Genomic DNA, 26,097 nt, shown 5'->3' on the forward strand with positions numbered 1-26,097 from the left:
GGAATCTGGCGCGAGTTTACGGAGCGGAAATGGGGCTGGCAAGCGCGAACCGCCGGCGCGGCGGCCGTGCCTGCCGGGCGGGCATCGGCGCTGCGCGACCGCATCGGCGGCGGCCGGCCGGCGCACCGCGCGATGTAAGCGGGCGCTCACATCGCAGCGGACGCGACGCGGATTACGGATTGATGTACTGGAACAGCGACATGTTCTGCAGCTGCGCGTAAGCCTTCTGCGCGCCGCTCAGCGCGTTCTGCACCTGCAGGTACTGGCTGATGGTCGTGACCATGTTGGCGCTCGTCAGGTCCGACAGGTTGCTGGTCGTCTGCAGCGCCGCGGTCTGGTTGACGGTCTGCATCGCCTTGACCTCCTGCTCGCGGCCGCCGACCGAAGCCAGCACGGTCGTGACGTTGCGCATCGAGTTGCCGATCTTCGTCGCGGCCGTGCTCAGCGTGTTCGACAGCGCGGCGGTCGCCGTCGGATTGCCGGCGACGGGCGTCTTCAACGCCGTGATCATCGAATCGAGCGTCGAGAACACGTCGACCCCGCTCGCCTGCGGCGCGGGCGTGACCGAAAAGGTGTCGGTGGGCGACGGCGTGCCCGACACGGCGACCTTCATCCCGTTGCCGAGCGCGATCGCGGTGCCCGACGTATAGGCCTGCGCGGGCCCGGGAGTCGGGGGTGAAATCGAGTTGTCGGTCACCGTGTAGGTCGGCGCGGCCGCGGTGCCGCCGAAGGTGATCGTGAACTGATGGCCGTTGGTCGCAGCCGACGGATCCGTCACCGTGACGTTGCCGATGGTGGCCGTGCCGGTGTTGGCCGCGCCGGCCGCCTGGACGGGCGAGTTGCCCAGCGCCTGCACCGACATGAACACCGACAGGCCCGAGTCGCCCTGCGGCACGCTGCGCGAATCGTCGATCTGCACGGTGCGCGTGCCCGTATCGCCGACATAGCTGATGCTGCCGGCGGCGTCCTTCGTGAACGGCGCCGTCGAATTCTGGTAGCCGGCGAACAGGTAGTTGCCCGCGCCGTCGGTCGAGTTCGCGAGCGACACCAGCTGGTCGCGGTAGCCCTCGAGCTGCGCCGCGAGCGCCGCTCGGTTATTGTCGGCGAGCGAGCCGTCGCCGGCGCGCACGATCAACGACTGGACGCTGCCGAGTACGTTGCCGACGCTCTGCAGCGCCTGGTCCTCGGCCTGCAGCGACGCGAGCGCCGTGCTCTGGTTCGCCGCGTACTGCGACAGCGTGGCCGACGTCATCGACAGCTGCACGGCCTGCGCCGCGCCCAACGGGTTGTCGGCCGGCGTCGACAGGCTCACGCCGCTCGAGATCTGCTGGTAGAGCTGCGCGAGCTGGGCCTGCTGATCGTTCATCTGGCCGACGTTCAGCTGGTAGAACTGGGTCGTGGAAATCCGCATCGTTTCTATCCTCTCGAATCCGCTCAGCTGAACAGGCCCAGCACGGTCTGGAACAGCGAAGCCGCCGTCTGGATCACCTTCGCGTTCGCCTGGTAGAGCTGCTGGTACTGCATCAGGTTCGCGGCTTCCTCGTTCTGGTTCACGCCCGACACCGACTGCTGCGCGGACGTGATCTGGCCGACCAGCGCCGTCTGTGCGGTACTCGACGACTTGAGCTGGCTCGCCGCGTTGCCGATGTTGTTCACATAGTTCGCGTAGGCGCCCGTAAGCGTCGTCGTGCCGCCGCCGAGGGTCTTCGCGTTGACGAGCCGCGACAGCGCGAGCGCGTTGCTGCCGTCGCTCGTGCCGCCCGCGTACGGCCCGATCGTGAACGAATCGCCGTCCGACGGCGTGCCCGACAGCGTGACGGTCACGCCGTTCAGCGCACCGGCGGCCGTGCCCGACATCGTCATCGCCGCGCCGGTCGACGGGTCGTACGGCACGGGGTCGGTCGGATTGCTGATCGTCACCGACGTCGGCGGCGTGCCCGGGATCGTCACCGTGGTACCGGCCGGGAAGCCCGACAGCGACTGCGTCGCCGCGTCGTAGGTCAGCTTGGTCGACGGCACCTGATAGCCGGAGGTCACCCCGCTCAGCGCGATCTTGGCGGTGCCGATGTTGGTGCTCGACGCCGACGTGACGACCGGCGACGCGGCCGCGATCGCCGAGCCGCTCGTCGTCGCGAGGCCGAAGCCCGTCAGCGCGCCGCGCGTCGGCAGCACGGTGAACTGGTCGCCGGCATTCATCGCGCCGGACGAGAACGAGAAGTTCAGCCCGCCGAGCGAGACCGGCATCGGCCCCGCCTTCTGGTCGACCACCGACCCGCTCGCGCGGTCGGTCAGCGTGTAGTTCGTGCCGTCATACGACAGCGTGTAGTCGCTCGTCGTCGGCTGCGACGCGTTGGCGAACGAGACGGACAGCGCCGCGTTGCCGGTATTGCCCTGGTTCGAATAGACGGTCGGGTTCGCCACCGTGAACAGGTTGCCGCCCGGATTGCCCGCCAGGTCGACGCCGAGCGCGTTCTGCCCGTTGACCTGCGCGGCGAAGCTGGTCGCGAGCGCGCCGAGCTGCGCCTGCGCGGGGTCGAGCGTCTGGCTGCGGAACGCGAGCAGGCCGCCGAGCGTGCCGCCCGACAGCGACGCATCGGGCAGTGCCTGGTTCGGCCCCGGCGGGTTCGCGCCGGCGATCCCCTGCGACACGACGGTCAGCTCGCTCGGATCGGATGACGACGTGACGGTCGCGAGCTGGTAGCTCTTGTCGGCAAGAACGAGCGGCTGGCCGCCCGCGAGGAACACGCTGTAGCCGCTGTCGTTGCGCACCACCTGCACGCCGGCGAGGCTCGACAGGTTCGACACCGCGAGGTCGCGCTGGTCCATCAGCTGGTTCGGCGGCTGCCCTTGGCTGCTCGCTGCCGAGATCTGCTGGTTCAGCTGCGCGATCTGCTTGGTGTACGTGTTGATCTGCGACACGGTGTCGGTGAGCTGCGTATTCACGCTCTGGCGCAGCGCGTCGTACTGCTGGCCGGCCGCGTTGAGCTGGTTCGCGAGGATCTGCGCGTTGCTGACCGCGGTCTGCCGTACCGACGGATCGGACGCGTTGTTCGCGACGTTCTGCAGCCCGGTGAAATAGCCCGTGATCCCGGTCGAGATGCCGGCCGTCGGGCTGCCGACGTAATTGTTCAGCTGCGCGACGAGCGAATACCAGGTCGACAGCGAGCCGCCCTGCGACTGCGCGCTGTTCAGCTGGTCGCTCAGGTACTGGCTGTACTGCCGCTGCACGGTGACGGTATTCACGCCCTGCGGCATGTAGCCGCTCGCCGTGTACTGACCGCTCGCCTCGGCATAGACCGGGCGCTCGACCGAATAGCCGGGCGTCGCGGCGTTGCTGATGTTCTGGCCGGTCGTCGTGAGGCCCCAGAGCGCGGCATTGAGGCCGCTGACACCGAGGTTCATGAGTGAGTTGGACATGCGCGATCCTGATGAGCCGGCCGCGCTGCGGCCGCCGGGTTGCGTGACTCCCGGTATAACGGCCGCGGATCGGAAAAATTGAGGGAAAAATGCGCGCGCGACGCGCGCATGCGCGTCGTCCGGCGAGCGGCCCGGCGCACGCTGCCGGCGCCGGTGCGAGAGCGGCCCCGAACCGGGCCGCGAGCGGATGCGTCAGGCCCGCGCGAGCGAGCGGCGCTTCATCTCGAGCTGCGTGATCAGGCGCTGCAGCGTGTTCTCCGCGCTGCCCGGCAGCGACATGAAGCGAAAGCCGAGCTGGTAGCGGCGCGAGCCGTTCGGCATCTGGGTCGAACGCTGCGACACGAGCTGCAGGTCGAGGGACAGCTTGCCGTGGCCGTTCAGCTCGAGCTCGACGCCCGGCAGCAGCGTGCCGACATCGAGCGTCTCGACGCGCTCGTCGGCGGTCCGCAGGCCGACGCCGCCGAGCGACAGGTTATGCACCTCGAACATGAAGCCCTCGCCGTCCGGCAACCGGCCGCGGCACAGGAACGGATCGACGATCGGTGCATCGACGCGGAAATACTCGCGGCGCTGGATGCACATCAGCACGTCGGGGAAATCGGCGACGAACGCGGGCAGCCCCTCGTAGCGCGTCTCGCGCGGCGTGTTCGTGGTGAATTCGACGCGCACGCCTTCCGGCGCGGCCGCGAAGGTGCAATGCGACGCGCCGAGGATGCCGGCGTTCTGCTCGGACAGCGCGCCCCAGTCGAACGTGAACGTGCGCGCACCGACGTCGACCTCGAGCAGGCGCGTGACGAGCTGGCCGCCCGGGTACTGGACGGTCAGGAAGTCGCCCCGGTTCACGAGGTTGCGCAGCTGCACGCCGATCTCCAGCGGATTGCGGCGGGCGTAATCGGGCCCGGAATGGCCCGCATCCAGGCTCGGATCGGTCGACGTTTCGATATTCATGGCTAGCCGGTTTTTCTTTTCAGGGCGCCCGGGCGACCGGTGCGCAGTAAAACCGGGCCAGAACGTGGCCCGGTTACAGGTCTCTCACACTTAGCGGCAGTGCTCACCGAAAGTTTAGATCGAAACGCCGGTATTTTTCGCGCAAACGTTGAAAACCGCGCGCGGCGGGATACCGGGCACGGTTCGTAGGATTGTAAAAACGGCGGCAGGCGGGGCCGCTGCGGCCCTGCCCCGTCAGCCGATCTGCTGCATGATCGAGATCAGCTTCTTCGCGTAATTCGGGTCGGTCGCGTAACCGGCCTTCTGCATTCCGTGCGCGAAACCCTCGACGCTGCGGCTCGCGCTGAGCACGCCTGCATAGCGCGGGTTGTTCTTCAGCAGGTTCGCGTAGTCGGTCATCGCGTGCTCGTACGAGTCGTACGCGCGGAATTTCGCGACGACGCGGCGCGGCGTGCCGTTCACGTATTCGGTCGTCAGCGCCGACACCGTGCGGCCCGTCCAGCCCTTGTTCGCCTTGATGCCGAACACGTTGTAGCTCGTCGAGCCGTCGCTCGCGCGGATCTCGCGCTTGCCCCAGCCCGATTCGAGCGCGGCCTGGCCGACGATGAAGCGCGCCGGGATGCCGGTGGTCGCGCTCGCCGCCTGCGCCGGGCCGGCGAGCCGGTCGACGAACGCGTCGGCGTCCTGCACGCCGCTCGCGCCCTTCAGCGGCGGCGTCAGCGCGCTGCCGGCCGTGTAGCCGCGCGAGCCGGCGAGCCCGCCGTTGTTCGCCGCGTTCGCGTAGGCCCGCGCCATCGCGTTCATCGCGGCGAGGCTGCCTTCGTTGCCCGACGTGCCCGAGCCGGCCGCACCCAGGCCCGCCGCAGCGAGCCCGGCCGCGCCCGCGTCGGCCGCCGTGTCGCTGCCCGTGCCCTGCCCCGCGTTGCGCAGCAGCTGCTTCATCAGCGCGTCGGCCACGCCGATCCCGCGCTTCGACATCTGCTGCGCGAGCTGCTGGTCGAGCATCGACGTGTACATCTTCGACGTGTGCGAATCGAGCAGCCCGCCGTCGGGCGACGCATCGCGCATGCTCTTGAGCATCATCTGCGTGAACATCGCGTCGAACTGGCCCGCGACCGCCTTCGCACCGGCCTGCGGCGACTGCTTCGCCTGCGCGCGCAGCGCGTCGAAGCCCTGCACGTCGAGGGCGAAGCGCTGCGTCAGGTCGTTCGCGTTCGGAAGATTCGCCGCCATTCAGATCACCTCCAGGTCTGCGCGCAGCGCGCCGGCCGCCTTCATCGCCTGCAGGATCGACATCAGGTCCGCCGGCGTCGCGCCGAGCGTGTTCAGCGCCTTCACGACGTCGGCCAGGTTCGCGCCGGCCGTCACCATCTTGAGCGCGCCGTTGTCCTGCTTCAGCTGGATCTGCGACTGCTGCGCGACCACCGTCTGCCCGTTCGAGAACGGCCCCGGCTGCGACACCACCGGCTGCGTGTTGACGACCACCGACAGGTTGCCGTGCGCGACCGCGCAGCTTTGCAGCGTGACCATCTGGTTCATCACGATCGAGCCGGTGCGCGCGTTCAGGATCACCTTCGCGGCGGCCTTGTCCGGGCTCACGTCGAGGTTCTGCAGGCGCGCCATGAACGCGACCTGTTGCGCGGAATCCGCCGGCGCGGCGAGCTGGATCGTGCGGCCGTCGAGCGCCGTCGCGGTGCCCGGGCCGAAGCTCGAATTGACCGCGGACACGATCCGCTGCGCGGTGCCGTAGTCCATGTCGTTCAGCTGCAGCTGCAGCACGCCGTTCATCTGCGCGATCGCGTTCGGCACCGCGCGCTCGACGATCGCGCCGCCGACGATCCGGCCGGCCGCGAGCTGGTTCACCTGCACGCGGCTGCCGTTCGCACTCGCGCCCGCGCCGCCGACCGCCATGTTGCCCTGCGCGAGCGCGTACACCTGCCCGTCCGCGCCCTTCAGCGGCGTGAGCAGCAGCGTGCCGCCGCGCAGGCTCTTCGCGTTGCCGAGCGACGACACGGTCACGTCGAGCGCCTCGCCCGGCCGCGCGAACGGCGGCAGCGTCGCGGTCACCATCACGGCCGCGACGTTCTTCAGCTGCATGTTGTTCAGCGACGACGGCCCGCCGTTGGCCGAGCCGTTGTTGATCGAGATGCCGAGGTTCGCGAGCATGTTCGCGAGCGTCTGCGTCGTGAACGGCGTCTGCATCGTCTGGTCGCCCGTGCCGTCGAGGCCGACGACGAGGCCATAGCCGATCAGCGGGTTGTCGCGCACGCCCTGGATCTGCGCGAGGTCCTTCAGGCGCTCCGCGTGCGCGGGTGCCGCGCCGAGCGCGCACGCCGCCAGCACGAACGCGGCGGCGATCCGCGCGACGGCACGCGCACGGGACGACAGGCGGTGGAAAAGAGGCTGCTGCATCGTCATCACCACGGTGCGATGTTGAGGAAGAAGCGCTGCAGCCAGCCCATCGTCTCGGCTTCGTTGATGTAGCCCTTCGACGAGTATTCGATCTTCGCGTCGGCGACCTGCGTCGAATAGACGGAGTTCGCGCCCGAGATCGTGTTCGGGTTGACGACCCCCGAGAAACGCACGAATTCGTTGCCCTGGTTGATCAGCATCTGCTTCTCGCCGCTGACCACGAGGTTGCCGTTCGGCAGCACGTTGGTGACGGTCACCGTGATCGTGCCGTTGAACGTGTTCGCCGCGCTCGCGCCGCCGGTGGCCGCGAACTTGTTGGTGCCGGCCGCCGACAGGTTCGCCTTCGCGAACAGTCCGCCGAGGAAGCCGGCCGTCGGCACGTTGAAGTCGGTGTTGCCCTGGCGGTTCGTGTTCGCGCCCGACGACTTGGTCGCGTTGATGTTCTCCGCGATCATGATCGTCAGGATGTCGCCGACGTTGCGCGGCCGCTGATCCTCGAACAGCGGCCGCCCCGCATAGCCGGGGTTGTAGATCGAGCCGGGCGCCTGCATCGACATCGGCATCGGCGGCTGCGCCGTCATCGGCTGCTGGATGATCGGGTCGCGCGGAATCTGCGCGCAACCGGCGAGCGCGGCCACCGCGACCGCGCACGCGGCGCGGACGGGGGCTGACGGGAGGAGGCGAACCTGCTTCATGGCGACGACGGGACGTTCCGGTTAGCTCTTCATCTGCGTGACGGTCTGCAGCATCTGGTCGGACGTCGTCACGGCCTTGCTGTTGATCTCGTAGGCACGCTGCGTCTGGATCATGTTGACGAGCTCCTGCACGACGTTCACGTTCGACGCCTCGACATAGCCCTGGTTGAGCACGCCCGCGCCGTTCAGGCCCGGCTGCGACACGTTCGGCGCGCCCGACGACGTGGTCTCGGCGAACAGGTTCTCGCCCTTCGCCTCGAGGCCGGCCGGGTTGATGAAGGTCGCGATCTGCAGCGAGCCGATCTGCACCGCGTTGCTCGAGCCCGGCTGCGTGACCGACACGACGCCGTCCTTGCCGATCGTCAGCGACTGCGCGTTCTGCGGCACCGTGATCGCCGGCAGGATCTGGTAGCCGCTCGACGTGACGAGCTGGCCCTGTGCGTTGGTCTGGAACGATCCGTCGCGCGTGTACGCGTTCGTGCCGTCCGGCATCAGCACCTGGAAGAAGCCCGCGCCGTTGATCGCGACGTCCTTCGAGTTGCCGGTCTGCGTGAGGCCGCCCTGCGTATACAGGCGCTCGGTTGCGACCTGCTGCACGCCGGTGCCGAGCTGCAGGCCCGACGGCAGCTCGGTCTGCTGCGTCGAGTTCGCGCCCGGCTGGCGGATGGTCTGGTACAGCAGATCCTCGAACACCGCGCGCGACGCCTTGAAGCCGTTCGTGCTGGTGTTCGCGAGGTTGTTCGAGATCACGTCCATCTGCGCCTGCTGCGCATTCATGCCGGTGGCGGCAATGTAGAGCGAACGGTTCATGTTGAATCTTCTCCTGGGTGCGAGGGCCGGGCCGCTCAGCTGAAGTTGAGTAGCTGGTTCGCCGACTGCTCGTTCTGGTCGGCCGTCTGGATCAGCTTCGACTGCAGCTGGAACGCCCGTGCGTTGTCGATCATCGCGACCATCGCGGTCACCGGGTTCACGTTGCTGCCTTCGAGCGAATTCGGCGTGACGACCACGGTCGGGTCGGCGTCGGCCGGATTGCCGTCGGCGGTGCGGAACAGCCCGTCGTTGCCACGCGCGAGCGTGGCCGGGTCGGGGTTCACGAGCTTCATCTGGTCGACGATCGCGACCGCCGTCGGCGGGTCGCCCGGCATCAGCGCGGACACCGTGCCGTCCTTGCCGATCGTCACTTCCGCGTTCGGCGGCACCGAGATCGGGCCGCCGTTGCCGAGCACCGGCAGGTTGCTCGCGTTGACGAGCTGGCCGTTTTCATCGACGTGCAGGTTGCCGGCGCGCGTGTACGCCTCGCTGCCGTCGGCGGTCTGCACCGACAGCCAGCCGGCGCCCTGCACGGCGACGTCGAGCGGGTTGCCGGTGCGCGTGATCGGACCCGGCGCGTAATCCGCGCCGGGCGTCGACGCGAGCACGTAGGTGCGCGTCGTCGTCGGGTCGATGTTGCTGCCGTCGCCGAAATTCATCGGCACCGCGCGGTAGGTCGCGAGCTGCGCGCGAAAACCCGTCGTCGATGCGTTCGCGAGGTTGTTCGCGACGATCGCCTGCTGGTCGAGCGACTGCGACGCGCCCGTCATCGCCGTGTAGATCAGTCGGTCCATGGCTGCCGGTTATCCGCGCGTTACAGGTTGATGAGCGTCTGGTCGACGGTCTGCTGCGTCTTGATCGTCTGCGCGTTCGCCTGGTAGTTGCGCTGCGCGGTGATCAGGTTGACGAGCTGCGACGTCAGGTCGACGTTCGAGTTCTCCAGCGCGCTGCCCTGCAGCGTGCCGTGGTTCGTGCTGCCCGGCGCGGAGATCTGCGGCACGCCCGACGCGGCCGTCTCGGCGTACTGGTTGCCGCCGAGGCTGGTCAGCCCGTTCGGGTTGTTGAAGTTCGCGATCGCGATCTGGCCGAGCACCGCCGTCTGGCCGTTCGAATAGTTGCCGGTCAGCTTGCCGTCCGAGCCGATCGAGAAGGTCGTCAGCGTGCCGCTCGCGTAGCCGTCCTGCGCGAGGTTGTTCACGCCGTCCTTGCCGCCGTACTGCGTGGTGCCGGTCAGGTCGAGCGTGAGGTTCTGCGGCGTCGCCGAGCCGTCGGTGGTCGGTACGGTGAACTGGAACTGGCCGAGCGATGCGGTCGGCGCGGCCGGCGTGCCCGTCGTCGTGCTCTGGATCGCGCCCGACGTGTCGAACGTGACCGTGCCGAGGTCGGTCGCGGTGCCGCCCTGCACGCCCGCGTAGGCTTCCCACGAGCCGGCCGCCGACTTCACGAAATACATGTTGACCGCCTGCGAGCCGCCGAGCGAGTCGTACACCTGGATCGACGTCGAATAGTTGTACGTCGTGGTGTCGGTCGGGTCGAACGGCGTCTTGGCCGGCACCGTGTCCTGCGAGTTCAGGTTGAACTGGCCGGTGATCTTGGTCGTCGGGGTCGGCGCGATGTTGGTCGTCGGCGCCTGCAGCGGCACGGTCTGCGCGGTGTTCAGCACGCCGTTCTTGCCGGCCGCGTAGCCCATCAGGTTCGCGCCCGCGGAGTTGACGATGAAGCCGTTCTTGTCGCGCTGGAACGTGCCGTCGCGCGAGTACGTCGTCACGCCGTTGTTCGACATCTGGAAGAAGCCGTTGCCGTTGATCGCGACGTCGAGCGACGAGTTCGTCGTGTTGATCGTGCCCTGGCCGAACTGCTGCTGCACCGACGCGAGCGTCGTGCCGATCCCGATCTGCGTGTTGACCGACGTCGCGAGCGAGTTCGCGTACATGTCGGAGAACTGCGCGGTGCTCGACTTGAAGCCGACCGTGTTCGCGTTCGCGATGTTGTTGCCGATCACGTCGAGCGCGTTCGATGCGCCGGCGAGGCCGCTCAGACCCTGTTGATAACCCATTTCGGTCTCCGTTTTCGAGAAAGCTGGATCAGTTGCTGGTGGTCGTGCCGCCGGACGACGACGACGCGGTGTTCGGGAAAATCGACGCGACCTGGGTCAAGCCCACCGTCGTGCCGTTCGACAGCACGAGCCCCGCCGTGCCGTCGGCCTGCTTGATCACGCTCTGTACCTGCGCGGCCGCGAGCACGGTCGGCGCGTACGTCTTGCCGTCGCTGCCCGTGTACTGCGCGCTCACGGTGTACTTGCCGTCCGGCAGCGCGTTGCCGGCCGTATCCGTCGGCGTCCAGTTGAACGGCACCGTGCCGGCAGACTGCTGGCCCGCGTTGATCGTGTTCACGACGACGCCCGCGCTGTTCTTCACGGTGATCGTCAGGTTCGACACGTCGCTCGCGAGCGACACGCCGAACGGCGATGCCGCGCCGCTCTTCACCGCGACGCTGTTGCCCGGCGCGAGCACGTTCGTGCCGATCAGCAGCGCGGCCTGCGTCTGCTGGCCGGCCGCGAGTTGCGTCGACAGCGACGTGAGCGACGTATTCAGCTGCGCGATGCCGCTCACCGTGTTGATCTGCGCGAGCTGCGACGTCATCTGCGAGCTGTCGACCGGGCTCGTCGGATCCTGGTTCTGCAGCTGCGTGACGAGCAGCTTCAGGAACGTCGCCTGCAGGTCGCTCGCCGAGGTGCCGGTCGTCGACACGTTGTTGGTGTTCATCGTGTCGGTCGGCAGGGTCGACACGTTGGTGCCGCTGCTGCCGATCGTCGTGCTGGAGGAAGTCATCCTGGGTAGCCTTGTGTCGAAACGGTCGGGTCTGGGCCCGGGTGTGGAAGGTCGCTCGGCGCGCGGCTTACGTGCCGATCGTCAGCGTCTTGAGCATCAGCGTCTTCGCGGTGTTCAGCGTCTCGACGTTGGCCTGGTACGAGCGCGACGCCGAGATCATGTTCACCATCTCCTGCACCGGATCGACGTTCGGCATCTGCACGTAGCCGTTCGCGTCGGCGGCCGGGTTCGCCGGGTCGTAGGTCGACTTCATCGGCGACGGATCGTCGACGACCTTCGTCACGCGCACGCCGCCCACGCCCTGGCCGGACGCGGTGCGCGCGCCGCCCATCGGGTCGGTCGCGAACACGACCTGCTTGGCCTTGTACGGCTTGCCGTCGGGGCCGGTCGCGCTGTCGGCGTTCGCGAGGTTCGACGCGGTGACGTTCAGGCGCTGCGATTGCGCGGACAGCGCCGAACCGGCGACGCCGAAGATGTTCATCAACGAGGGCATGGAGGCTCCTGGTGCTTGTGCTCGGGTTCGGTTGCGCTTACGAGTTCGTCGAGATCGCGGCGATCATCGCCTTGATCTGCTGGGTCATCACGGTCATCCCGGTTTCGTAGTGCAGCGCGTTGTTCGCGAACTGCACGCGCTCGACGTCGAGATCGACCGTGTTGCCGTCGAGCGACGGCTGCAGCGGCATCCGGTACTGCGCGCGGCCGTAGTCGTCGGCCGGGCCGCCGGCCGGCATCAGCTTCGCGGTGCCGGCCATGTGGCCGGGTGCCGTCGACACCATCGTCATCCCGCTCGCCACGCCGGCCGGCTGCGCCATCGGCAGCTGCGCGGCGTTGCTCGGCGCGAGGCCGCCGCCGGCCTGCTTCAGCGAGCGCGCGAGGGTCGACGCGAAATCGGTGTCGCGGGCCTGGTAGCCGGGTGTGTCGGCGTTCGCGATGTTCGACGACAGCAGTTCCTGCCGATAGGCGCGCACGTCGAGCGCCTGTCGGCCGAACGCGAATTCGGCATCGAGTTTGTCCAGCATGTGTGCGTCTCTCCGTATGAAGCGCTGCACGCCCGTTGCGCCGGATGGCGACCCAAGGGGCTTTTTTCCATGACAGCGATGGTAGGCGGCGGGCGCAACCGGCAATCGGGCGAATAACGCGGCAAAGGCCCCCTCTATTCATCGTTTGCGCGGCGGCCCGGCTCCCTAGAATGCGAATCGGATCAACGGCTTCGAGGACACGGCGATGACAGGCAGCGCACTTCGCGGCAACCACGGACGCGGCACGCGCTGGCCGCGTGCGTTCGCGCTCGCCGCGGCGCTGTGGCTCGCGGTGCCGGCCGCGCACGCGGACGACGGGATGATCGTGATTCCCGGCCGCGGCGAAACGGCCGAGACCGCGCTCGCGCAGGCGAACGCGGCGAGCGGCGGTCAGTTCGGCGGGAATTCGGGGACGGCTTCGGGTACGGGTACAGGTGTGGCCACGACGGTCGGTGCAGTCGGTGCAGTCGGTGCAGTCGGTGCAGTCGGTGCGGGTGGCGCAGGTGGCGCGGGTGGTGCTGCCGGCGTGACCGGCGCGGCCGCGGCCCGCTACGCGGCGCAGCCGGCTGGCTCGATGGTCGTGATGAATGTCCCGCCGCCGGCTGCCGTGCCGGCGCCGACGCCGCGCCCCGCCTACGCCGCCGCGCGCACGAACGCCACGACCACCGCGAACGCCTCGAACGCCTCGAACGCCTCGAACGCCTCGAACGCCTCGAACGCCTCGAACGCCTCGAACGCCTCGAACGCAGGTTATGGTGCCCGGCGCGCCGCCGATCCGGGCGCCGTCGCGACCGTCGTCGCCGGCGCGGCCGACCCGGCATCGAATTCCGCGCGACCGGCCATCGCCGCGCGCCTCGCCGCGACCGGCGCCGCTTCAGCCGCGCCGGCCCCGCGCGCACCGGCGGCTGCCGCCAACCCGCCCCAGGTAGCCGCCGCGCCCCAGCCGGCGACACCGCCAGGCCAGCAGGACCCCGACACGATCCGGCGCACGGCGCTCGCATTCCTGCAGCAGCAGGTCGCGGGCCTGCCGGGCAAGACGACCGCGACCGTCGCGGCCGCGTTTCCGCGCGGGCTCGCCGCGTGCACGACGCTCGAGCCGTTCCTGCCGACCGGCGCGCGCCTGTGGGGCCGCACGACGGTCGGCGTGCGCTGCGCGGGCGAGCGGCCGTGGACCGTCTACCTGCAGGCGAAGGTCGCCGTGCAGGCCACCTATTACGTCGCCGCGCGCCAGATCGCGCCCGGCGAGCCGCTCACCGCGGCCGACCTCGTCGCGCGCGACGGCGACCTGACTGTCCTTCCGCTCGCGGTGATCACCGATCCCGCGCAGGCGGTCGGCGCGACCGCGCTGGCGCGGATCTCGGCCGGGCTGCCGCTGCGCCAGGACATGTTGAAGAGCGCCGCGTCGGTGTCCGCCGGCCAGACGGTGCGGGTCGTCGCGGCCGGGCCCGGCTTCACGATCTCGGCCGAGGGCAGCGCGCTCGCGAATGCGGCGCCGGGACAGTCGGTGCGGGTCCGGATGGCCGCGGGGCAAATCGTCACGGCGATCGTCAAGGATGCCGGGACCGTCGAAATTCCGCTGTAGGGCCGGATCGCACCGCAAGATTGTAAAGAATTGTTTATTCGGAGAATTTCGGGCTCACGATGCTAAAGTTCGGGCCGACCCGGCCGTTATCTGGGTCATACCGTCCAGGAAACCCCATCGTGAAGATCGATTCCACTCCGAACCCGAGCCCACTCGCGTCGACCGGCAACGGCGCGGCCCGCGCGCAATCCGGCGCGGCTTCGTCGTCGTCCGCGCAGGCGGCCGACGCAGGATCGACCGGCGGCGACGCGAGCGTGAACCTGTCGGGTCTGTCCGGCCAGCTGCGTTCACTGTCGGCCTCCGGCAGCGCCGACATCGACACGGCCCTCGTCCAGTCGATCAAGGACGCGCTGAACAACGGCACGTTGACGATCGACGTGAACAAGATCGCCGACGGCGTATTGAATACCGCCCGCGACCTGCTGCAACAGCAGCGCTCGCAGGGCAACTGAGCCGGCCCGGGGCCCGTCACGCCCTGACCGGTCCCCTGGTTTGCCGGCATGCGGCCCCGCGTGCCGGCGCGACGAGCATGACGCGATGAGAGAAGAGCTGCTGGCCACGGTCAACGACGAACACGCGACGGTCGAAGCGTTCGCGTCCCTGCTCGCCTACGAGGAAAAGGCGCTGACGACGCCGGAGCCGCTTGAAATGCTGCCCGGCATCGTCGAGAAGAAGAGCGCGCTGATCGACCGGCTCGCGCAGCTCGAGCGCACGCGCGACACGCAGCTGTCCGCGCTCGGCTTTCCGGCCGGCAAGAAAGGGATGGACCAGGCCGCCGAGCGCGACGCACGCCTCGCCGGCCGCTGGCAGTTGCTGCTGCAGGCCGCCGAACGCGCGCGCCAGGCCAATGCGACCAACGGGATGCTGATCCGGATCCGGATGGACTACAACGAGCGCGCGCTCGCGGTGCTGCGCTCGGCGCCCGCGCCGGCCGGCGTCTACGGGCCCGACGGGCGGGTATCGGCGCTGATGCGCTGATTCTCCGACGTACTGAATCTCCGACGTACGGATTCCCTGACGTACGGATTCCCTGACGTACGGATTCCCTGACGTACGGATTCCCTGACGCACCGATTCTCTGACGTACCGTTTCACTGACGTACCGATTCTCTGACGTACGGATTCCCGACGGACCGATCACGCCGGCGCATCGACGCGCCGCGCGTGCATCGCGCGGCCCGCCTGCGGCCGCGCGCCCCTTCCCCGCCTTACAGCAGCGGACACGCAGTGACCTGCGTGCCGCGTTCCACGCAAAGCCGTTCGTAGTCGCGCAGGTACGCGCGCTCGTCGTCGTTCAGCAGTTCGACGTCGATCAGGTCCCAGTCGTAGCCGACCGTGACGATGTTCTCGAACGCGACGGTGTCCGATGCGTCGTCGTCCGCGCGCACGATCACGATGTTCTCGATCCGCACGCCGCCCTTGCCCGGCACGTAGATGCCGGGCTCGACCGAAATCACCGCATTCGGCACCAGCCCGTACCGCGCGCCCGGCGCGAACCGCACGCCGCCCTCGTGCACGTGGATCCCGACACCGTGCCCGGTGCCGTGACCGAAATCGTAGCCGTGGTCGCGGCACACCTGGCGCACCGCCGCGTCGACGTCGCCGCCCGTCGCCGTCTTCGGGAAACGCGTGACGAGCCCCTTGATGCAGGCCTTCAGCGCGACCGTGTAGATCTCGCGCTGCCACGGCTGCGCGACCGTCTCCGGCCGCGTGCGGCGCAGCACGACGCGCGTGCAGTCCGTCGCGAAACCGGCGTCGTAATACGCGCCGCTGTCGAGCAGCACGAGTTCGCCTTCGGTCAGCTCGACGTCGGCGCTCGCCGCCGTGTAGTGCGCGAACGCGCTGTTCGCGCCGTTCGCCGCGATCGACGGGAAGGTCAGCGCGACCGCCGAGCGGGCGCCGTACGCGTCGTTGATCGTGCGGGCCAGGTCGTACTCGGTATGGCGCTGCCCCGGCTCGCCGGCCTTCGCCCAGCGCATCGTTTCGGCGATCGCCGCCGAACTGCGCGCGAACGCGTCGCGGAACCGGTCGAGCACCGCCGGCGTCTTGCCGGCGCGCAGCGCCTCGACCGGGTTGAAGTCGGCGTGCCGCGCGTGCGGCCACACGCGGCGCACCGACTCGACGAGCGCGCAGTTGACCGACTCGAAGCCGTAACACACGTGCTCGACCGCGAACCGCGCGAGGAAGCGCTCGAGTTCGGCGAAGTCGCGCCGGATCACGTGCAGCGCCGGATACGACGCCAGTTCGACCGGGCAGCGGTCGCAACCCTCCGGCAGGAACAGCGCGACCTGCTCGCCGATAGCGAACAGGAAGCCCAGGTGCGACGACGCATTCGGGATGTGATAGCCGCGGCTGTTCAGCAGGTACGCGAGGTCGTCCGACGCGCACGTGAAGAACGCGGACGTGCCGGGCGCAGCGCCGGTGTGCGCGGCGAGCCGCCGGTTCAGCGCGTCGAGGTTCTGCGCGACGCTCGCGCCGGTCATCGCGTCCGGCAGCTCGAAGATCGGCCGCTCGACCACCCAGCCCGGCAGCGCGATCGCGCGGTCGATCTCGCGCTCGACGAGGCTCGTCCAGTCGAGCGATGCCGCCTGCGTCTGCTCGACCAGCCGGTCGCGCTGCGCGACGCTGATCCGCAGCGCGTCGTAGCCGACCCGCGCGAGCCGGCTCGCGTGCGCGAGCAGCCAGTCGGCCAGCGCCTGCCAGATCGTCACGTTCATGCCGAGCTTCTCGATCCGCACGCGCGCCGGGTCGCACTGCTGTTCGGCCTGCAGGTGATAGCGGCCGTCGACGAACAGCACGAACGGCGGCACGCCGAGCGCCTCGGCGGTCGCCGCGCTCAGGAAGATGCCGCAGCCGGCCGAGCCGTCGAAACCCGACAGCGCATAGCGCGGGTTGTTGCGGCGCGGCAGGTATTCGGTGATGTATTCGTCCTGCGACGTGACCACGACCGCGTCGAGCCGGGTGGCGTCGAGCAGGCGCGACAGGCCGGCCTGCGTGTCGGCGATGGACGCGTCGTACGGGGGAAGGCCGGAGAAGCTGTATTTCAGTCGATCGATCATCGGATACCCGTTATGGATTGTTGTCGGCGGCCGGCGGCGTCACGCGGCATGGCGCACGCCTCGCGCGGCACGCTGCCCGCGCGGACGACGCGCGGCCCGGCGGGCACCGTGGCGCCGTTCCAGCGGCAGGCTTTCGGGGAAATTTTTGTCTCACTTAACTTTGTTTGATGCGTGCGACAGAATCTAGAGCACGTTGAAATTGAGGTCAAGCTAAAATTTTCGTAGGGCTAAAATTCCCGATGCGTGAGGTGCGCGACGGCGGCACCGCCGTGCGCGGCGTGGCGGCGGACCGGCGCGACTGCGCGGTACAATGCGCCCGCATCGTCGTCCCGACGGCCGTGCTTCGTGCGATTCACGGAACGGCAACGTCCGGCGACTGCACCGCCCCCTCGCTCGCCTCCCGACTCGTTGCCACGAAAGAGATCCATGGATTCAGACATCATGCGTATCGGCCAGCGCATTCGCCGCCTGCGCCGGGAAGCGAAGAAAACGCTGCTGGAAGTCGCGACCGAAGCGAACCTGTCGGTCGGGTTCCTGTCGCAGGTCGAGCGCCATCTGACCGGTATCTCGCTGTCATCGCTCGTCAACGTCGCGAAAGCGCTCGACGTACCGCTCGGCACGCTGATCGACCAGCCGCGCCAGGCGCAGCCCGACTCGCACGCGGGCCGCCGCGAACCGTACGCGGTCGACGCCGCGTCGCAGTGGTACGAGCGGCTGTCCACCACCTTCGACGGCAGCCAGATCAACGCGCTCAAGGTCCGGATGATGGAGGGCTACCGGTCGGAATGGGTCGCGCACGGCGGCGACGAGTTCGTGTACGTGCTGACCGGCCGGCTCTGCTACACGATCGGCAAGAAGGATTACCCGCTATCGCCCGGTGATTCGCTGCACTTCGACGCGAGGAAGCGCCATCGCGTCGCGAACGTCGGCGACGGGCCCGCGGAGCTGATCGCGGTCGGCACGCTGCCCCTCTTCGACGACAACTGCGCCGAGTTGGGGTCCGCCGCGATGAAAATCAGGCTGCTCGCGCGCGATGCCGGCGCGACGCCGGGCGAGCCGCGCGTGAGCCGCCGCGAACCGGCACCGAAGCGGGAGCGCGACGCGGACGCCGCGCAGCCCGCCGACAAGCCGGCCGGCGCCGCGGCCAACACGGCTGCCGGGAAGTCGCGCGCGGCCACCGGCAAACGTCCGGCTGCCGCCACGCCGGCGCGCCGCACCGCCGAGCGCATGAAGAAATGACGGCTGGCGGCCGGGCGGCGCACCGCTCGGCACGGTCCGCACGATTCACGGCCCGATTCGCAACCCCGATTCGCAGCCCAGTCCGCGCCCCGATTCCCCCCTATTCCGCGATCGCCAGCGCCTGCTTGACGGCCTCGACCCGCGCGCGATGCACGGCGTCCTTGATCTGCATCGCATCGTTGCCGACGCCGCGCGCGATCGCGCCCGCGTCGACGCTGCGCGCCGCCACCAGCGCCACGCGCAGCCGCTCGGCCTGCGGATACGGCTGCGTGTCGAGCCCGAGCCGGCCGCGCGCATCCGCTTCGCACGCCTGCAGCATCTCCGCGAAGCGCGCCGGCTTGCGCAGCGCGTCGCTGCGCTCGAAGAAACGCACCAGCGCGGCCGCGCCCATTTCCATCACGCGATGCAGGTTGCCGTGCTCGCGCGCGACCACCAGCGCGAGATCGCGGCAATCGTTCGGCACGCGCAGCCGCTCGCACAGCGGCTTGATGAGGTCGACGCTGCGGCCTTCGTGGCCGACATGGCGCGGCAGCACGTCGGCGGGCGTCGTCGCCTTGCCGAGATCGTGCGTGAGCGCCGCGAAGCGCACCGGCAGCGAATAGCCCTGCTTCGCCGCGTAGTCGACGACCATCATCACGTGCACGCCGGTGTCGACTTCCGGGTGATAGTCGGCGCGCTGCGGCACGCCCCACAGCGCGTCGACCTCGGGCAGGATGCGCGCGAGCGCGCCGCACTCGCGCAGCACCGCGAACATCCGCGACGGTTTCGCCTCCATCAGCCCGCGCGCGATCTCCTGCCACACGCGCTCGGGCACCAGCGCATCCGCTTCGCCCGCGTCGACCATCCGCCGCATCAGCGCGAGCGTGTCGTCCGCGACCGTGAAATCGGCGAAGCGCGCGGCAAAGCGCGCGATCCGCAGGATCCGCACCGGATCCTCGACGAACGCGTCGCCGACATGCCGGAACACGCGTGCGCGCAGGTCGGCCTGCCCGTCGAACGGATCGATCACCGGGCCGACCAGCGCGCCCTCCGGGCTCACTTCGCGCGCCATCGCGTTGATCGTCAGGTCACGCCGCGCGAGGTCCTCTTCGAGCGTCACGTCCGGCGCATAGTAGAACTGGAAGCCGTGATAGCCGGCCGCCGTCTTGCGCTCGGTGCGCGCGAGCGCGTATTCCTCCTGCGTGCCCGGATGCAGGAACACGGGGAAATCCTTGCCGACCGGTCGGAAGCCCTGCGCGGCCATCTGCTCGGGCGTCGCGCCCACCACCACGTAGTCGCGGTCCTGCACCGGCACGCCGAGCAATTCGTCGCGGATCGCTCCGCCTACTGCGTAGATGTTCATGGCGTCGGTTCGTATTCGGCGATCACGTTGGTTTCGCGGCGCGCGCCATCGATCCAGCGCTGCACCGCCGGCAGTGCCGTCACGCGCGCCGCATACCCGGCCGCTTCCGGCGACAGCGCCGGCGCATACGTGTTGAAGCGCATCACGACGGGCGCATACATCGCATCGGCGATGCCGAATTCGCCGAACAGGAACGGGCCGCCCGAGGCCTCGATGCACGCGCTCCACAGCGCGTCGATGCGCGCGACGTCGGCGAGCGCCTCGGGCGTCGCGCCGCGCCCCGGCATCGACGCGCGCACGCTCATTCCCATCTGCGTGCGCAGCGCGGCGAAGCCCGAATGCATCTCGGCCGAGATGCAGCGCGCATGCGCGCGATCGAGCGGATCAGCGGGCCACATCGGGAACTGCGGATAGCGCTCGGCGAGCGTCTCGGCGATCGCGAGCGAATCCCAGATCGCGACGCCGTGGTCGTCGATCAGGCACGGCACCTTGCCGGTCGGCGAATACTCGCGGATGCGCGCGGCCGTGTCGTCGCGGCGCAGCTCGATCACGATCTCGTCGAACGGGATGCCGAAATGCGCGAGCAGCAGCCACGGCCGCATCGACCACGACGAGTAGTTCTTGTCTCCAATGACGAGTTTCATGGCGGTGTTCCGGAAAGCGCGAAAGTGAATGACGGAAGCGACGGTCCGCGGCGCCTAGCGGCGGCGCGAGCGGAACCAGTCGAAGCGGGAGCGCCGCGCGGCATGGCCGAGATACGCGGGCGCGATACTCTCGAGACTCGCGGGCGAGATCCCGAGTTCCGGTGCGAGCGGCCCGGACAGCACGTTCGGCACCGACATCGACGCGAGATTGTCGCGCGTGATCACCGGCTCGCCGGGCAGGCATTCGAACACGCTCGCCTGCAGCCGCGCGAGCGCGTCGGGCAGCCGCACGATGCGTGCCTGCCTGCCGACCAGCGTGCCGCAATAGCGCACCAGCTGCTCGAGCGTATAGACGGTCGGGCCGCCGAGTTCGTAGGTCTTGCCGTGCGCGGCCGCGAGATCGAGCGTGTTGACGAACGCGCGCACGACGTCGCCGACGAACACCGGCTGGAAGCGCGCATCGGGCATCGCGAGCGGCAGCACCGGCAGCGTGCGCTGCAGGTTCGCGAACGTGTTCAGGAATGCGTCGCCGGGGCCGAAGACGACCGACGGGCGGAAGATCGTCAGCGCGAGCGAATCGGTCGCCGCGACCGCATGCAGCGCGGCCTCGCCGTCGCCCTTCGAGCGCTGGTACATGCTCGGGCCGTGCGAATCGGCGCCGAGCGCGCTCATGTGCAGCACGCGCCGCACGCCGACTTCGACGCACGCGGCGGCCAGCGCGGCCGGCAGCGCGACGTGCGCGCGCTCGAACCCGGGCCCGTACGGCGTGCCGCGGCCGCCGTGCAGCACGCCGACGAGATTGACGGCCGCATGCGCGCCGGCGACGAACCGGGCGAGCGTGCGCGTATCGAGCGCGTCGAGCTCGACGATCTCGACCGGCAGCATCTGCAGGTGGCGTGCGTGCTCGCGCCGCCGCGTGCCGATCCGCACCTGCTTGCCGGCATCGATCAGCGCGTTGACGAGCCGGCTGCCGATGAAGCCGGTGCCGCCCAGCAGCGCGACGGTCTGGCGATCCATGTTCGGGTCCTCAAAAGAACACTGCCGCGTCTCGCGCGGCAGTGTGAAGATTGCGGATCAGGGCGAGATCATGCCTAGGCGTTTCTTCAACGACTGCGGTTTGCCCTCGAAGAGCGCCGCGTAGTAGACGGTGTTCGACAGCACGTTCTTCACGTAGTCGCGCGTCTCGTTGAACGGAATCGTCTCCGCGAAGATCGCGCCTTCGACCGGCTGCGTCAACACCTGGCGCCACTGGCGCGGCCGGCCCGGGCCCGCGTTGTAGCCGGCGGTTGCCAGCACCGGCGAGCTGTCGAAGTTGTTGTAGATGTCCGCCAGATACCAGGTGCCGAGCTGGATGTTGGTATTGATGTCGTGCATCTGCGCACGCGTGATCGTGCCCATCCCGAGCTTCTTCGCGACGAGCTGCGCGGTGGCCGGCATCAGCTGCATCAGGCCGCCCGCGCCGACCGACGAACGCGCGTTCGTGATGAAGCGCGACTCCTGGCGGATCAGCCCGTATGCCCATTCGATGTCGAGGCCCGACGACTGCGCGTAGCGCTCGACGATGTCACGGTACGGCGACGGGTAGCGCAGCGTGAAGTCGTGCTCGGCCTTCGTGCGGTCGGCCGTGTTGACGGTGCGGTCGAGCAGGTCGATGCGCTTGCCGTATTCGGCGGCCGCGAGCAGCTGGCGATCGGTCATCCCGCGCAGCGGCCAGTTCCATTCGCGGTTGCCTTCGAGACGCAGGTTCAGCCCGTAGAAGCGTTGCGCGAGCGCGAAGCCCGGGATCTTGCTCATCGCGTCGATGTCGCCATCGCTCACCTTCGTGCGCGGCGGGATCGACGTGCGCTGGCCGAGCTCTTCGCCGGCGAGCTGCCCGTAGAAGTTGTACTGGCCCGCGACCTGCTCGAATTCCTGGTTCGCCTGCAGCGTGTCGCCGCTCTGCTTGAGCGCGCGCGCATGCCAGTAGATCCATGCCGGATCGTCGCGCAGCGACGGCGGCATCTGTTCGATCGACCAGCGCACCATCGGCCAGTTGCCGGCGAGCAGCGCGGCGCGCGTGCGCCATTCGTAGCCCGGGTTCGACAGCGGCGCGTTCGCGGATTTCGCATACCAGACCGACGCGAGCGCCGAGCGCTTGATCGCGCCCTGGTAGCCGATCGCGCCCCACGCGATCGCCTGCTCCTGCTTCGTCAGCGAGCCGGCGATCGACGTCAGCATCCCGGCCGCCGCGTCCGGATCGTTGCGCGCCATGCGGCCGAGCGCGATCAGCGCGAGCTGGTGCGAGGCCGCGTCGGGGCCGACGCCGCGCGCGAGGTACAGCGGCGGCGCGCTGGTCGCCTGGTCGAAACCGACCGGGCGCGCGCCGAGCGCGTCGACGATCTTGCCGCCGAGCGTCGTGTAGTTCTGCTCGTACGCGAGACGCGCCTGCTGCCACACGTCGTCGCTCGTGAACTGCTGGTTGACGGTGAGCGCCGTAATCAGGTCGACACAGGCGTCGCCGTAGTATTTCGGCTCGACGAGCAGCGCACGCGCCGCCTCGGCGACGTTCTCGCCGCGCGCCGCGCGCGATTCGAGCGCGTAGCACTTGACCTGCGTGTCGTCGTCGAGCACGAAGCGCTTGTACTGGTCGTCGAAGTTGCGCCAGTCGTGACGCGCGCCGAGCACGAGCAGGTAGTCGTTGCGCAGGCGGTCGGCGATCGCCTGGCCGTCGTAGCGCTGCAGGAACGACTGCACCGGTGCGTCCGGTGCGTCGACACGTGCGCGGCCGGTCGAATCGAACAGCTGCGGCTTGATCTGGAAATACTCGACGTAGGACGGGACCGGATAGTTCGGGATCATCGACGCGAGCTGCGCGGCCTTCGCGGCGTCGTTGCGGCGCGCGGCTTCGCGCAGCTGCACGAAGATCTGGTCGTCCCCGGCGAGCGTGTCGTCGCCCGGTGCGGCGCACGCGGCCGTGCCCGCGACGAGCGCGGCGGCCGAAAGCGTGAGCGCGACCGCGCGATATACTCGGAAAAGGCTGTTCGACATCGTTATGAATGGAGCACGAAGTGAGCGAAAGCATAGCATGCAACCCTGTGCCGAACCCGAAGGTTGCACTGCGCAAAACGCTGTCCGGCGCGCGTCGCGACGCCGCATCGCAGCCCGCCGCGAACGCCGCGCTCGACGCGCGGCTGCGCCTGTTGCTCGAGCGCCTCGCGCCCGCGACGGTCGGCTTCTACTGGCCGCTGCCGGGCGAATTCGACGCGCGCGACGCGGTGCTCGCGTGGGCCGCGGCCGGCACGGGCCGCCGCGCCGCGCTGCCGGTGATCGGCGAGCGTCACACGCCGCTCGCGTTCCATGCATGGGATGCGGATACGCCGATGCGCGAAGGCCATCACCGGATTCCGGAACCGGCGTCGGGCGTCGTCGTCGTGCCCGACCTGCTGCTGATTCCGTGCGTGGGATTCGATCTGCAGCGCTACCGGCTCGGCTACGGCGGCGGCTACTACGACCGCACGCTCGCGGTGTGGCCCGGCGACACGCTGCCGGTGACGGTCGGCATCGCGTATGAAGCGTGCCGCGTCGATGCGCTGCCAGCCGAGGCGCACGATCTCGCGATGCGCTGGATCGTGACCGACGGCGCGCTTTACCCGGCCGCCTGATGACGCGGCGCGCGCTGCTGCGTGAGCGGCATGCCGCGCGTCACCGCGCTCACCCTCCCGTCCGCAATCGTTTACAGCGACGCCGCCGCGCGCGCGGCCGTGTCGTAGAGGCCCGATGCGTGGCGCAGCAACTGCGCCGCGTCGCCGATCTGCTCGTTGGTGAGGCCGCTGTCCTTGAGCGTCTCGATCAGGCAGTGCTCGCGCACCTCCCGATACTTCAGGCACAGCTCGCGGCCCGCCTCGGTCGCGAAGAAGAACACCTCCTTGCCGCTCTTCTCGCTCTTCACATAGCCGCGCGCGATCAGTTTTTTCAGCGCATAGGTCGCGACGTGCGTATCCTCGATATTGAGCACGAAGCAGATGTCGGCGAGCTTCTTCTTGCGTTCGCGGTGGCTCACGTGATGCAGCAGCGACACCTCGACCGCCGTCATGTCCTTCGCGCCCGCGGCCGACATGCAGCGCACCATCCAGCGGTTGAATGCGTTGCCGGCCATGATGAGCCCGTATTCGAGTTCCGACAGCTCCGCGCTCGAATCGGAAACGAGGTGTTCGGATGACACGATCTTGGTCGCAGGACGCTTCATGGAAAGGCGGAGCAAGCCGGATGACAGGGTGTGCCGAGTGTACGCCAGAAGCCCGGACATACGGGCTAGGCGAAAACGCTTATTGGGAAGTTGTCGATATTTTATTGACAATGTGCGCTAACATTGCCGTCCGAACCGTGCCAGTCCGATGACGCAACCCCGCATTTATCCGCTCGGCGATGCCGCCCTCGTCTGCGAGGTACCGCCGCCCGCCACGCTCGATTGCCAGCGCCGCGTCTGGGCCGTCGCCGAGGTCGCGCGCGCGTGGCCCGACGTGATCGACGTCGTGCCGGGCATGAACAACCTGACGATCGTGTTCGACGCGCTCGCCACGACGGCCGACTCGCTCACGCCGGCGCTGCGCGACGCGTGGGAAACCGCCGACGTCGAGCACGCGGACGGCCGGGAAATCGACATCCCGGTCGAATACGGCGGTGCCGCCGGTCCCGACCTCGCGGCCGTCGCCGCGCACACCGGGCTGTCGGCAGACGAAGTCGTCGCGCGCCACGCGGCGGGCGCCTACGTCGTCTTCTTCGTCGGCTTCCAGCCGGGCTTCGCGTATCTCGGCGGCCTCGATGCGTCGCTGCACACGCCGCGCCGCGCGGCCCCGCGCCTCGAGGTGCCGGCCGGCTCGGTCGGCATCGGCGGCGCGCAGACGGGCATCTATCCGGCCACGTCGCCCGGCGGCTGGCAGCTGATCGGCCGCACGTCGCACGTGCTGTTCGACCCGGCACGGCCGCAGCCGACGCTGCTGCTGCCCGGCGACCGCGTGCGCTTCACCATTGCCGGAGTCGACGCGACATGAGCCAGAACACCGCACCGGGCACGATCGAGGTCGTCCGCGCCGGCCCGCTGTCGACCGTGCAGGATCTCGGCCGCCGCGGCACACGCCATCTCGGCGTCGCGCAGGGCGGCGCGCTCGACTGCCTCGCGCTCGAGGTCGGCAACCGGCTGGTCGGCAACCGCCCCGACGCGGCGGCCGTCGAAATCACGATCGGGCCGGCCGCGTTCCGCTTCACGCGCGCGACGCGCATCGCGATCACCGGCACCGAATTCGGCGCGACGCTCGACGGCCGGCCCGTGTATTCCTGGTGGAGCCTGCCGGTCGACGCCGGGCAGACGCTCGTGCTGCCGGCCGCGAAACGCGGCATGCGCGGCTACCTGTGCATCGCGGGCGGCATCGACGTACTGCCGATGCTCGGCTCGCGCAGCACCGATCTCGCGTCGCGCTTCGGCGGCCTCGGCGGCCGCGCGCTGCGCGACGGCGACCGGCTGCCGGTCGGCGTGCCGCCGGCCGGCGCCGGCTGCCTCGCGGCCGACGCGCCCGAATTCGGCGTGAAGGCGCCCGCGTGGTGCGCGTTCGTGCGCGTCGACGAACCGCCGCGCCGCCACCGGCCGGCGCATGCGCCGTGGGCGATGCCCGTGCGCGTGCTGCCGGGCCCCGACTACGCGTCGTTCGCGGCCGATTCGCAGCAGGCGTTCTGGGACGAGGAATGGCTCGTCACCGCGAACAGCAACCGGATGGGCTATCGTCTCGCCGGCGCCGAACTGGTGCGCGAGCGGCCGGTCGAGCTGCTGTCGCACGCGGTGCTGCCCGGCACGATCCAGGTGCCGCCGAACGGCCAGCCGATCGTGCTGATGCACGATGCGCAGACCACCGGCGGCTATCCGAAGATCGGCACGGTGATCCGCGCGGATCTCTGGAAACTCGCACAGGCGCGGCTCAACCTGCCGATCCGCTTCGTGCGCACGACACCCGACGCCGCGCGCGCCGCCCTGGTCGCAGAACGTGCCTATCTGCGCCAGATCGACGTCGCGATCGAGATGCGCGAGGAAACGCGCCGCCGCGCGCAATCGCGCGCAGCGTGACAATG

Annotated in this window: 25 protein-coding genes; 7 read left to right on the forward strand and 18 right to left on the reverse strand. The window is 69.3% G+C overall.

Going from position 1 to position 26,097, the window contains the following annotated elements:
* Positions 1-172: 172 nt before the first annotated feature.
* From flgL to DIE16_RS11130, 12 genes are all read right to left on the reverse strand, one after another.
* Positions 173-1,411 carry a flagellar hook-associated protein FlgL gene (gene flgL, locus DIE16_RS11075; protein ID WP_124520528.1) on the reverse strand — a complete coding sequence of 413 codons (1,239 nt, stop codon included), beginning with the start codon at positions 1,409-1,411 and terminating at the stop codon, positions 173-175.
* A gap of 23 nt (positions 1,412-1,434) precedes the next feature.
* Entirely contained in the window at positions 1,435-3,417 is a 1,983-nt protein-coding gene (gene flgK / locus DIE16_RS11080; protein WP_124892286.1) for a flagellar hook-associated protein FlgK, read from the reverse strand.
* 192 nt (positions 3,418-3,609) lie between these two features.
* Entirely contained in the window at positions 3,610-4,365 is a 756-nt protein-coding gene (locus tag DIE16_RS11085) for a flagellar brake protein (RefSeq protein ID WP_124486646.1), read from the reverse strand.
* A gap of 234 nt (positions 4,366-4,599) precedes the next feature.
* Positions 4,600-5,598: a flagellar assembly peptidoglycan hydrolase FlgJ gene (flgJ, locus tag DIE16_RS11090; RefSeq protein ID WP_044847879.1), complete on the reverse strand. Its 999-nt coding sequence runs from the start codon at positions 5,596-5,598 to the stop codon at positions 4,600-4,602.
* Complete coding sequence (locus DIE16_RS11095; RefSeq protein ID WP_124486647.1) at positions 5,599-6,777, reverse strand: flagellar basal body P-ring protein FlgI; 1,179 nt, start codon at positions 6,775-6,777, stop codon at positions 5,599-5,601.
* A gap of 5 nt (positions 6,778-6,782) precedes the next feature.
* Positions 6,783-7,472, reverse strand: a complete 690-nt coding sequence (flgH, locus tag DIE16_RS11100) for a flagellar basal body L-ring protein FlgH (protein ID WP_044847878.1) — start codon at positions 7,470-7,472, stop codon at positions 6,783-6,785.
* A gap of 21 nt (positions 7,473-7,493) precedes the next feature.
* Positions 7,494-8,282, reverse strand: coding sequence for a flagellar basal-body rod protein FlgG (gene flgG, locus DIE16_RS11105; RefSeq protein ID WP_014895799.1), 789 nt, complete (start codon positions 8,280-8,282; stop codon positions 7,494-7,496).
* A gap of 35 nt (positions 8,283-8,317) precedes the next feature.
* A complete protein-coding gene (flgF, locus tag DIE16_RS11110; RefSeq protein WP_044847877.1) occupies positions 8,318-9,076 on the reverse strand; it encodes a flagellar basal-body rod protein FlgF in 759 nt (252 codons plus the stop codon).
* Between the two features lie 20 nt (positions 9,077-9,096).
* Complete coding sequence (gene flgE / locus DIE16_RS11115) at positions 9,097-10,338, reverse strand: flagellar hook protein FlgE (RefSeq protein ID WP_124892287.1); 1,242 nt, start codon at positions 10,336-10,338, stop codon at positions 9,097-9,099.
* Between the two features lie 28 nt (positions 10,339-10,366).
* On the reverse strand, positions 10,367-11,113 hold the full coding sequence (locus tag DIE16_RS11120; protein WP_124892288.1) for a flagellar hook assembly protein FlgD: 747 nt from the start codon (positions 11,111-11,113) through the stop codon (positions 10,367-10,369).
* Between the two features lie 67 nt (positions 11,114-11,180).
* Positions 11,181-11,606: a flagellar basal body rod protein FlgC gene (gene flgC / locus DIE16_RS11125; protein ID WP_044847874.1), complete on the reverse strand. Its 426-nt coding sequence runs from the start codon at positions 11,604-11,606 to the stop codon at positions 11,181-11,183.
* 37 nt (positions 11,607-11,643) lie between these two features.
* Positions 11,644-12,132 carry a flagellar basal body rod protein FlgB gene (locus tag DIE16_RS11130; protein ID WP_124486648.1) on the reverse strand — a complete coding sequence of 163 codons (489 nt, stop codon included), beginning with the start codon at positions 12,130-12,132 and terminating at the stop codon, positions 11,644-11,646.
* Positions 12,133-12,337: 205 nt separating this feature from the next.
* Between DIE16_RS11130 and flgA the strand changes: the two genes are divergently transcribed.
* From flgA to DIE16_RS11145, 3 genes are all read left to right on the forward strand, one after another.
* Complete coding sequence (gene flgA, locus DIE16_RS11135; RefSeq protein ID WP_124892289.1) at positions 12,338-13,714, forward strand: flagellar basal body P-ring formation chaperone FlgA; 1,377 nt, start codon at positions 12,338-12,340, stop codon at positions 13,712-13,714.
* Between the two features lie 119 nt (positions 13,715-13,833).
* Positions 13,834-14,166 carry a flagellar biosynthesis anti-sigma factor FlgM gene (gene flgM / locus DIE16_RS11140; protein WP_124520534.1) on the forward strand — a complete coding sequence of 111 codons (333 nt, stop codon included), beginning with the start codon at positions 13,834-13,836 and terminating at the stop codon, positions 14,164-14,166.
* An 85-nt stretch (positions 14,167-14,251) separates the two neighbouring features.
* A complete protein-coding gene (locus DIE16_RS11145) occupies positions 14,252-14,692 on the forward strand; it encodes a flagella synthesis protein FlgN (protein ID WP_039317824.1) in 441 nt (146 codons plus the stop codon).
* A 230-nt stretch (positions 14,693-14,922) separates the two neighbouring features.
* Here DIE16_RS11145 and DIE16_RS11150 read toward each other — a convergent pair whose 3' ends face one another.
* On the reverse strand, positions 14,923-16,773 hold the full coding sequence (locus tag DIE16_RS11150) for a M24 family metallopeptidase (RefSeq protein WP_124892290.1): 1,851 nt from the start codon (positions 16,771-16,773) through the stop codon (positions 14,923-14,925).
* Between the two features lie 426 nt (positions 16,774-17,199).
* On the opposite strand from DIE16_RS11150, the gene DIE16_RS11160 reads away from it, so the two are divergent.
* Positions 17,200-18,012 (forward strand): helix-turn-helix domain-containing protein, encoded by an 813-nt coding sequence (locus tag DIE16_RS11160; protein ID WP_124892292.1) that lies wholly within the window; start codon positions 17,200-17,202, stop codon positions 18,010-18,012.
* Positions 18,013-18,112: 100 nt separating this feature from the next.
* On the opposite strand, the gene DIE16_RS11165 is transcribed toward DIE16_RS11160, so the two are convergent.
* The 4 genes from DIE16_RS11165 to DIE16_RS11180 are packed head-to-tail and all read right to left on the reverse strand — an operon-like array spanning position 18,113 to position 23,025.
* The gene (locus DIE16_RS11165) at positions 18,113-19,354 is read right to left on the reverse strand and encodes a multifunctional CCA addition/repair protein (protein WP_124486654.1); all 1,242 of its coding nucleotides are present in this window, start codon (positions 19,352-19,354) and stop codon (positions 18,113-18,115) included.
* On the reverse strand, positions 19,351-19,998 hold the full coding sequence (locus tag DIE16_RS11170; RefSeq protein WP_124486655.1) for a glutathione S-transferase family protein: 648 nt from the start codon (positions 19,996-19,998) through the stop codon (positions 19,351-19,353). The genes DIE16_RS11165 and DIE16_RS11170 overlap by 4 nt, the downstream gene beginning before the upstream one ends.
* Positions 19,999-20,052: 54 nt before the next feature.
* On the reverse strand, positions 20,053-21,015 hold the full coding sequence (locus DIE16_RS11175; RefSeq protein WP_044847866.1) for a complex I NDUFA9 subunit family protein: 963 nt from the start codon (positions 21,013-21,015) through the stop codon (positions 20,053-20,055).
* A gap of 57 nt (positions 21,016-21,072) precedes the next feature.
* Positions 21,073-23,025 carry a lytic transglycosylase domain-containing protein gene (locus tag DIE16_RS11180; RefSeq protein ID WP_124486656.1) on the reverse strand — a complete coding sequence of 651 codons (1,953 nt, stop codon included), beginning with the start codon at positions 23,023-23,025 and terminating at the stop codon, positions 21,073-21,075.
* Positions 23,026-23,033: 8 nt separating this feature from the next.
* On the opposite strand from DIE16_RS11180, the gene DIE16_RS11185 reads away from it, so the two are divergent.
* Complete coding sequence (locus DIE16_RS11185; protein ID WP_044847864.1) at positions 23,034-23,639, forward strand: 5-formyltetrahydrofolate cyclo-ligase; 606 nt, start codon at positions 23,034-23,036, stop codon at positions 23,637-23,639.
* A 71-nt stretch (positions 23,640-23,710) separates the two neighbouring features.
* Here DIE16_RS11185 and DIE16_RS11190 read toward each other — a convergent pair whose 3' ends face one another.
* The gene (locus DIE16_RS11190; RefSeq protein ID WP_059448486.1) at positions 23,711-24,223 is read right to left on the reverse strand and encodes a winged helix DNA-binding protein; all 513 of its coding nucleotides are present in this window, start codon (positions 24,221-24,223) and stop codon (positions 23,711-23,713) included.
* Positions 24,224-24,371: 148 nt separating this feature from the next.
* Between DIE16_RS11190 and pxpB the strand changes: the two genes are divergently transcribed.
* Entirely contained in the window at positions 24,372-25,028 is a 657-nt protein-coding gene (gene pxpB / locus DIE16_RS11195) for a 5-oxoprolinase subunit PxpB (protein ID WP_044847862.1), read from the forward strand.
* Positions 25,025-26,092, forward strand: a complete 1,068-nt coding sequence (locus DIE16_RS11200; protein ID WP_124892293.1) for a biotin-dependent carboxyltransferase family protein — start codon at positions 25,025-25,027, stop codon at positions 26,090-26,092. Before pxpB ends, DIE16_RS11200 begins: the two co-directional genes overlap by 4 nt.
* The last annotated feature ends 5 nt before the right edge of the window (positions 26,093-26,097 follow it).

The organism is Burkholderia sp. Bp9090 (assembly GCF_003857985.1).
GTDB lineage: Bacteria > Pseudomonadota > Gammaproteobacteria > Burkholderiales > Burkholderiaceae > Burkholderia.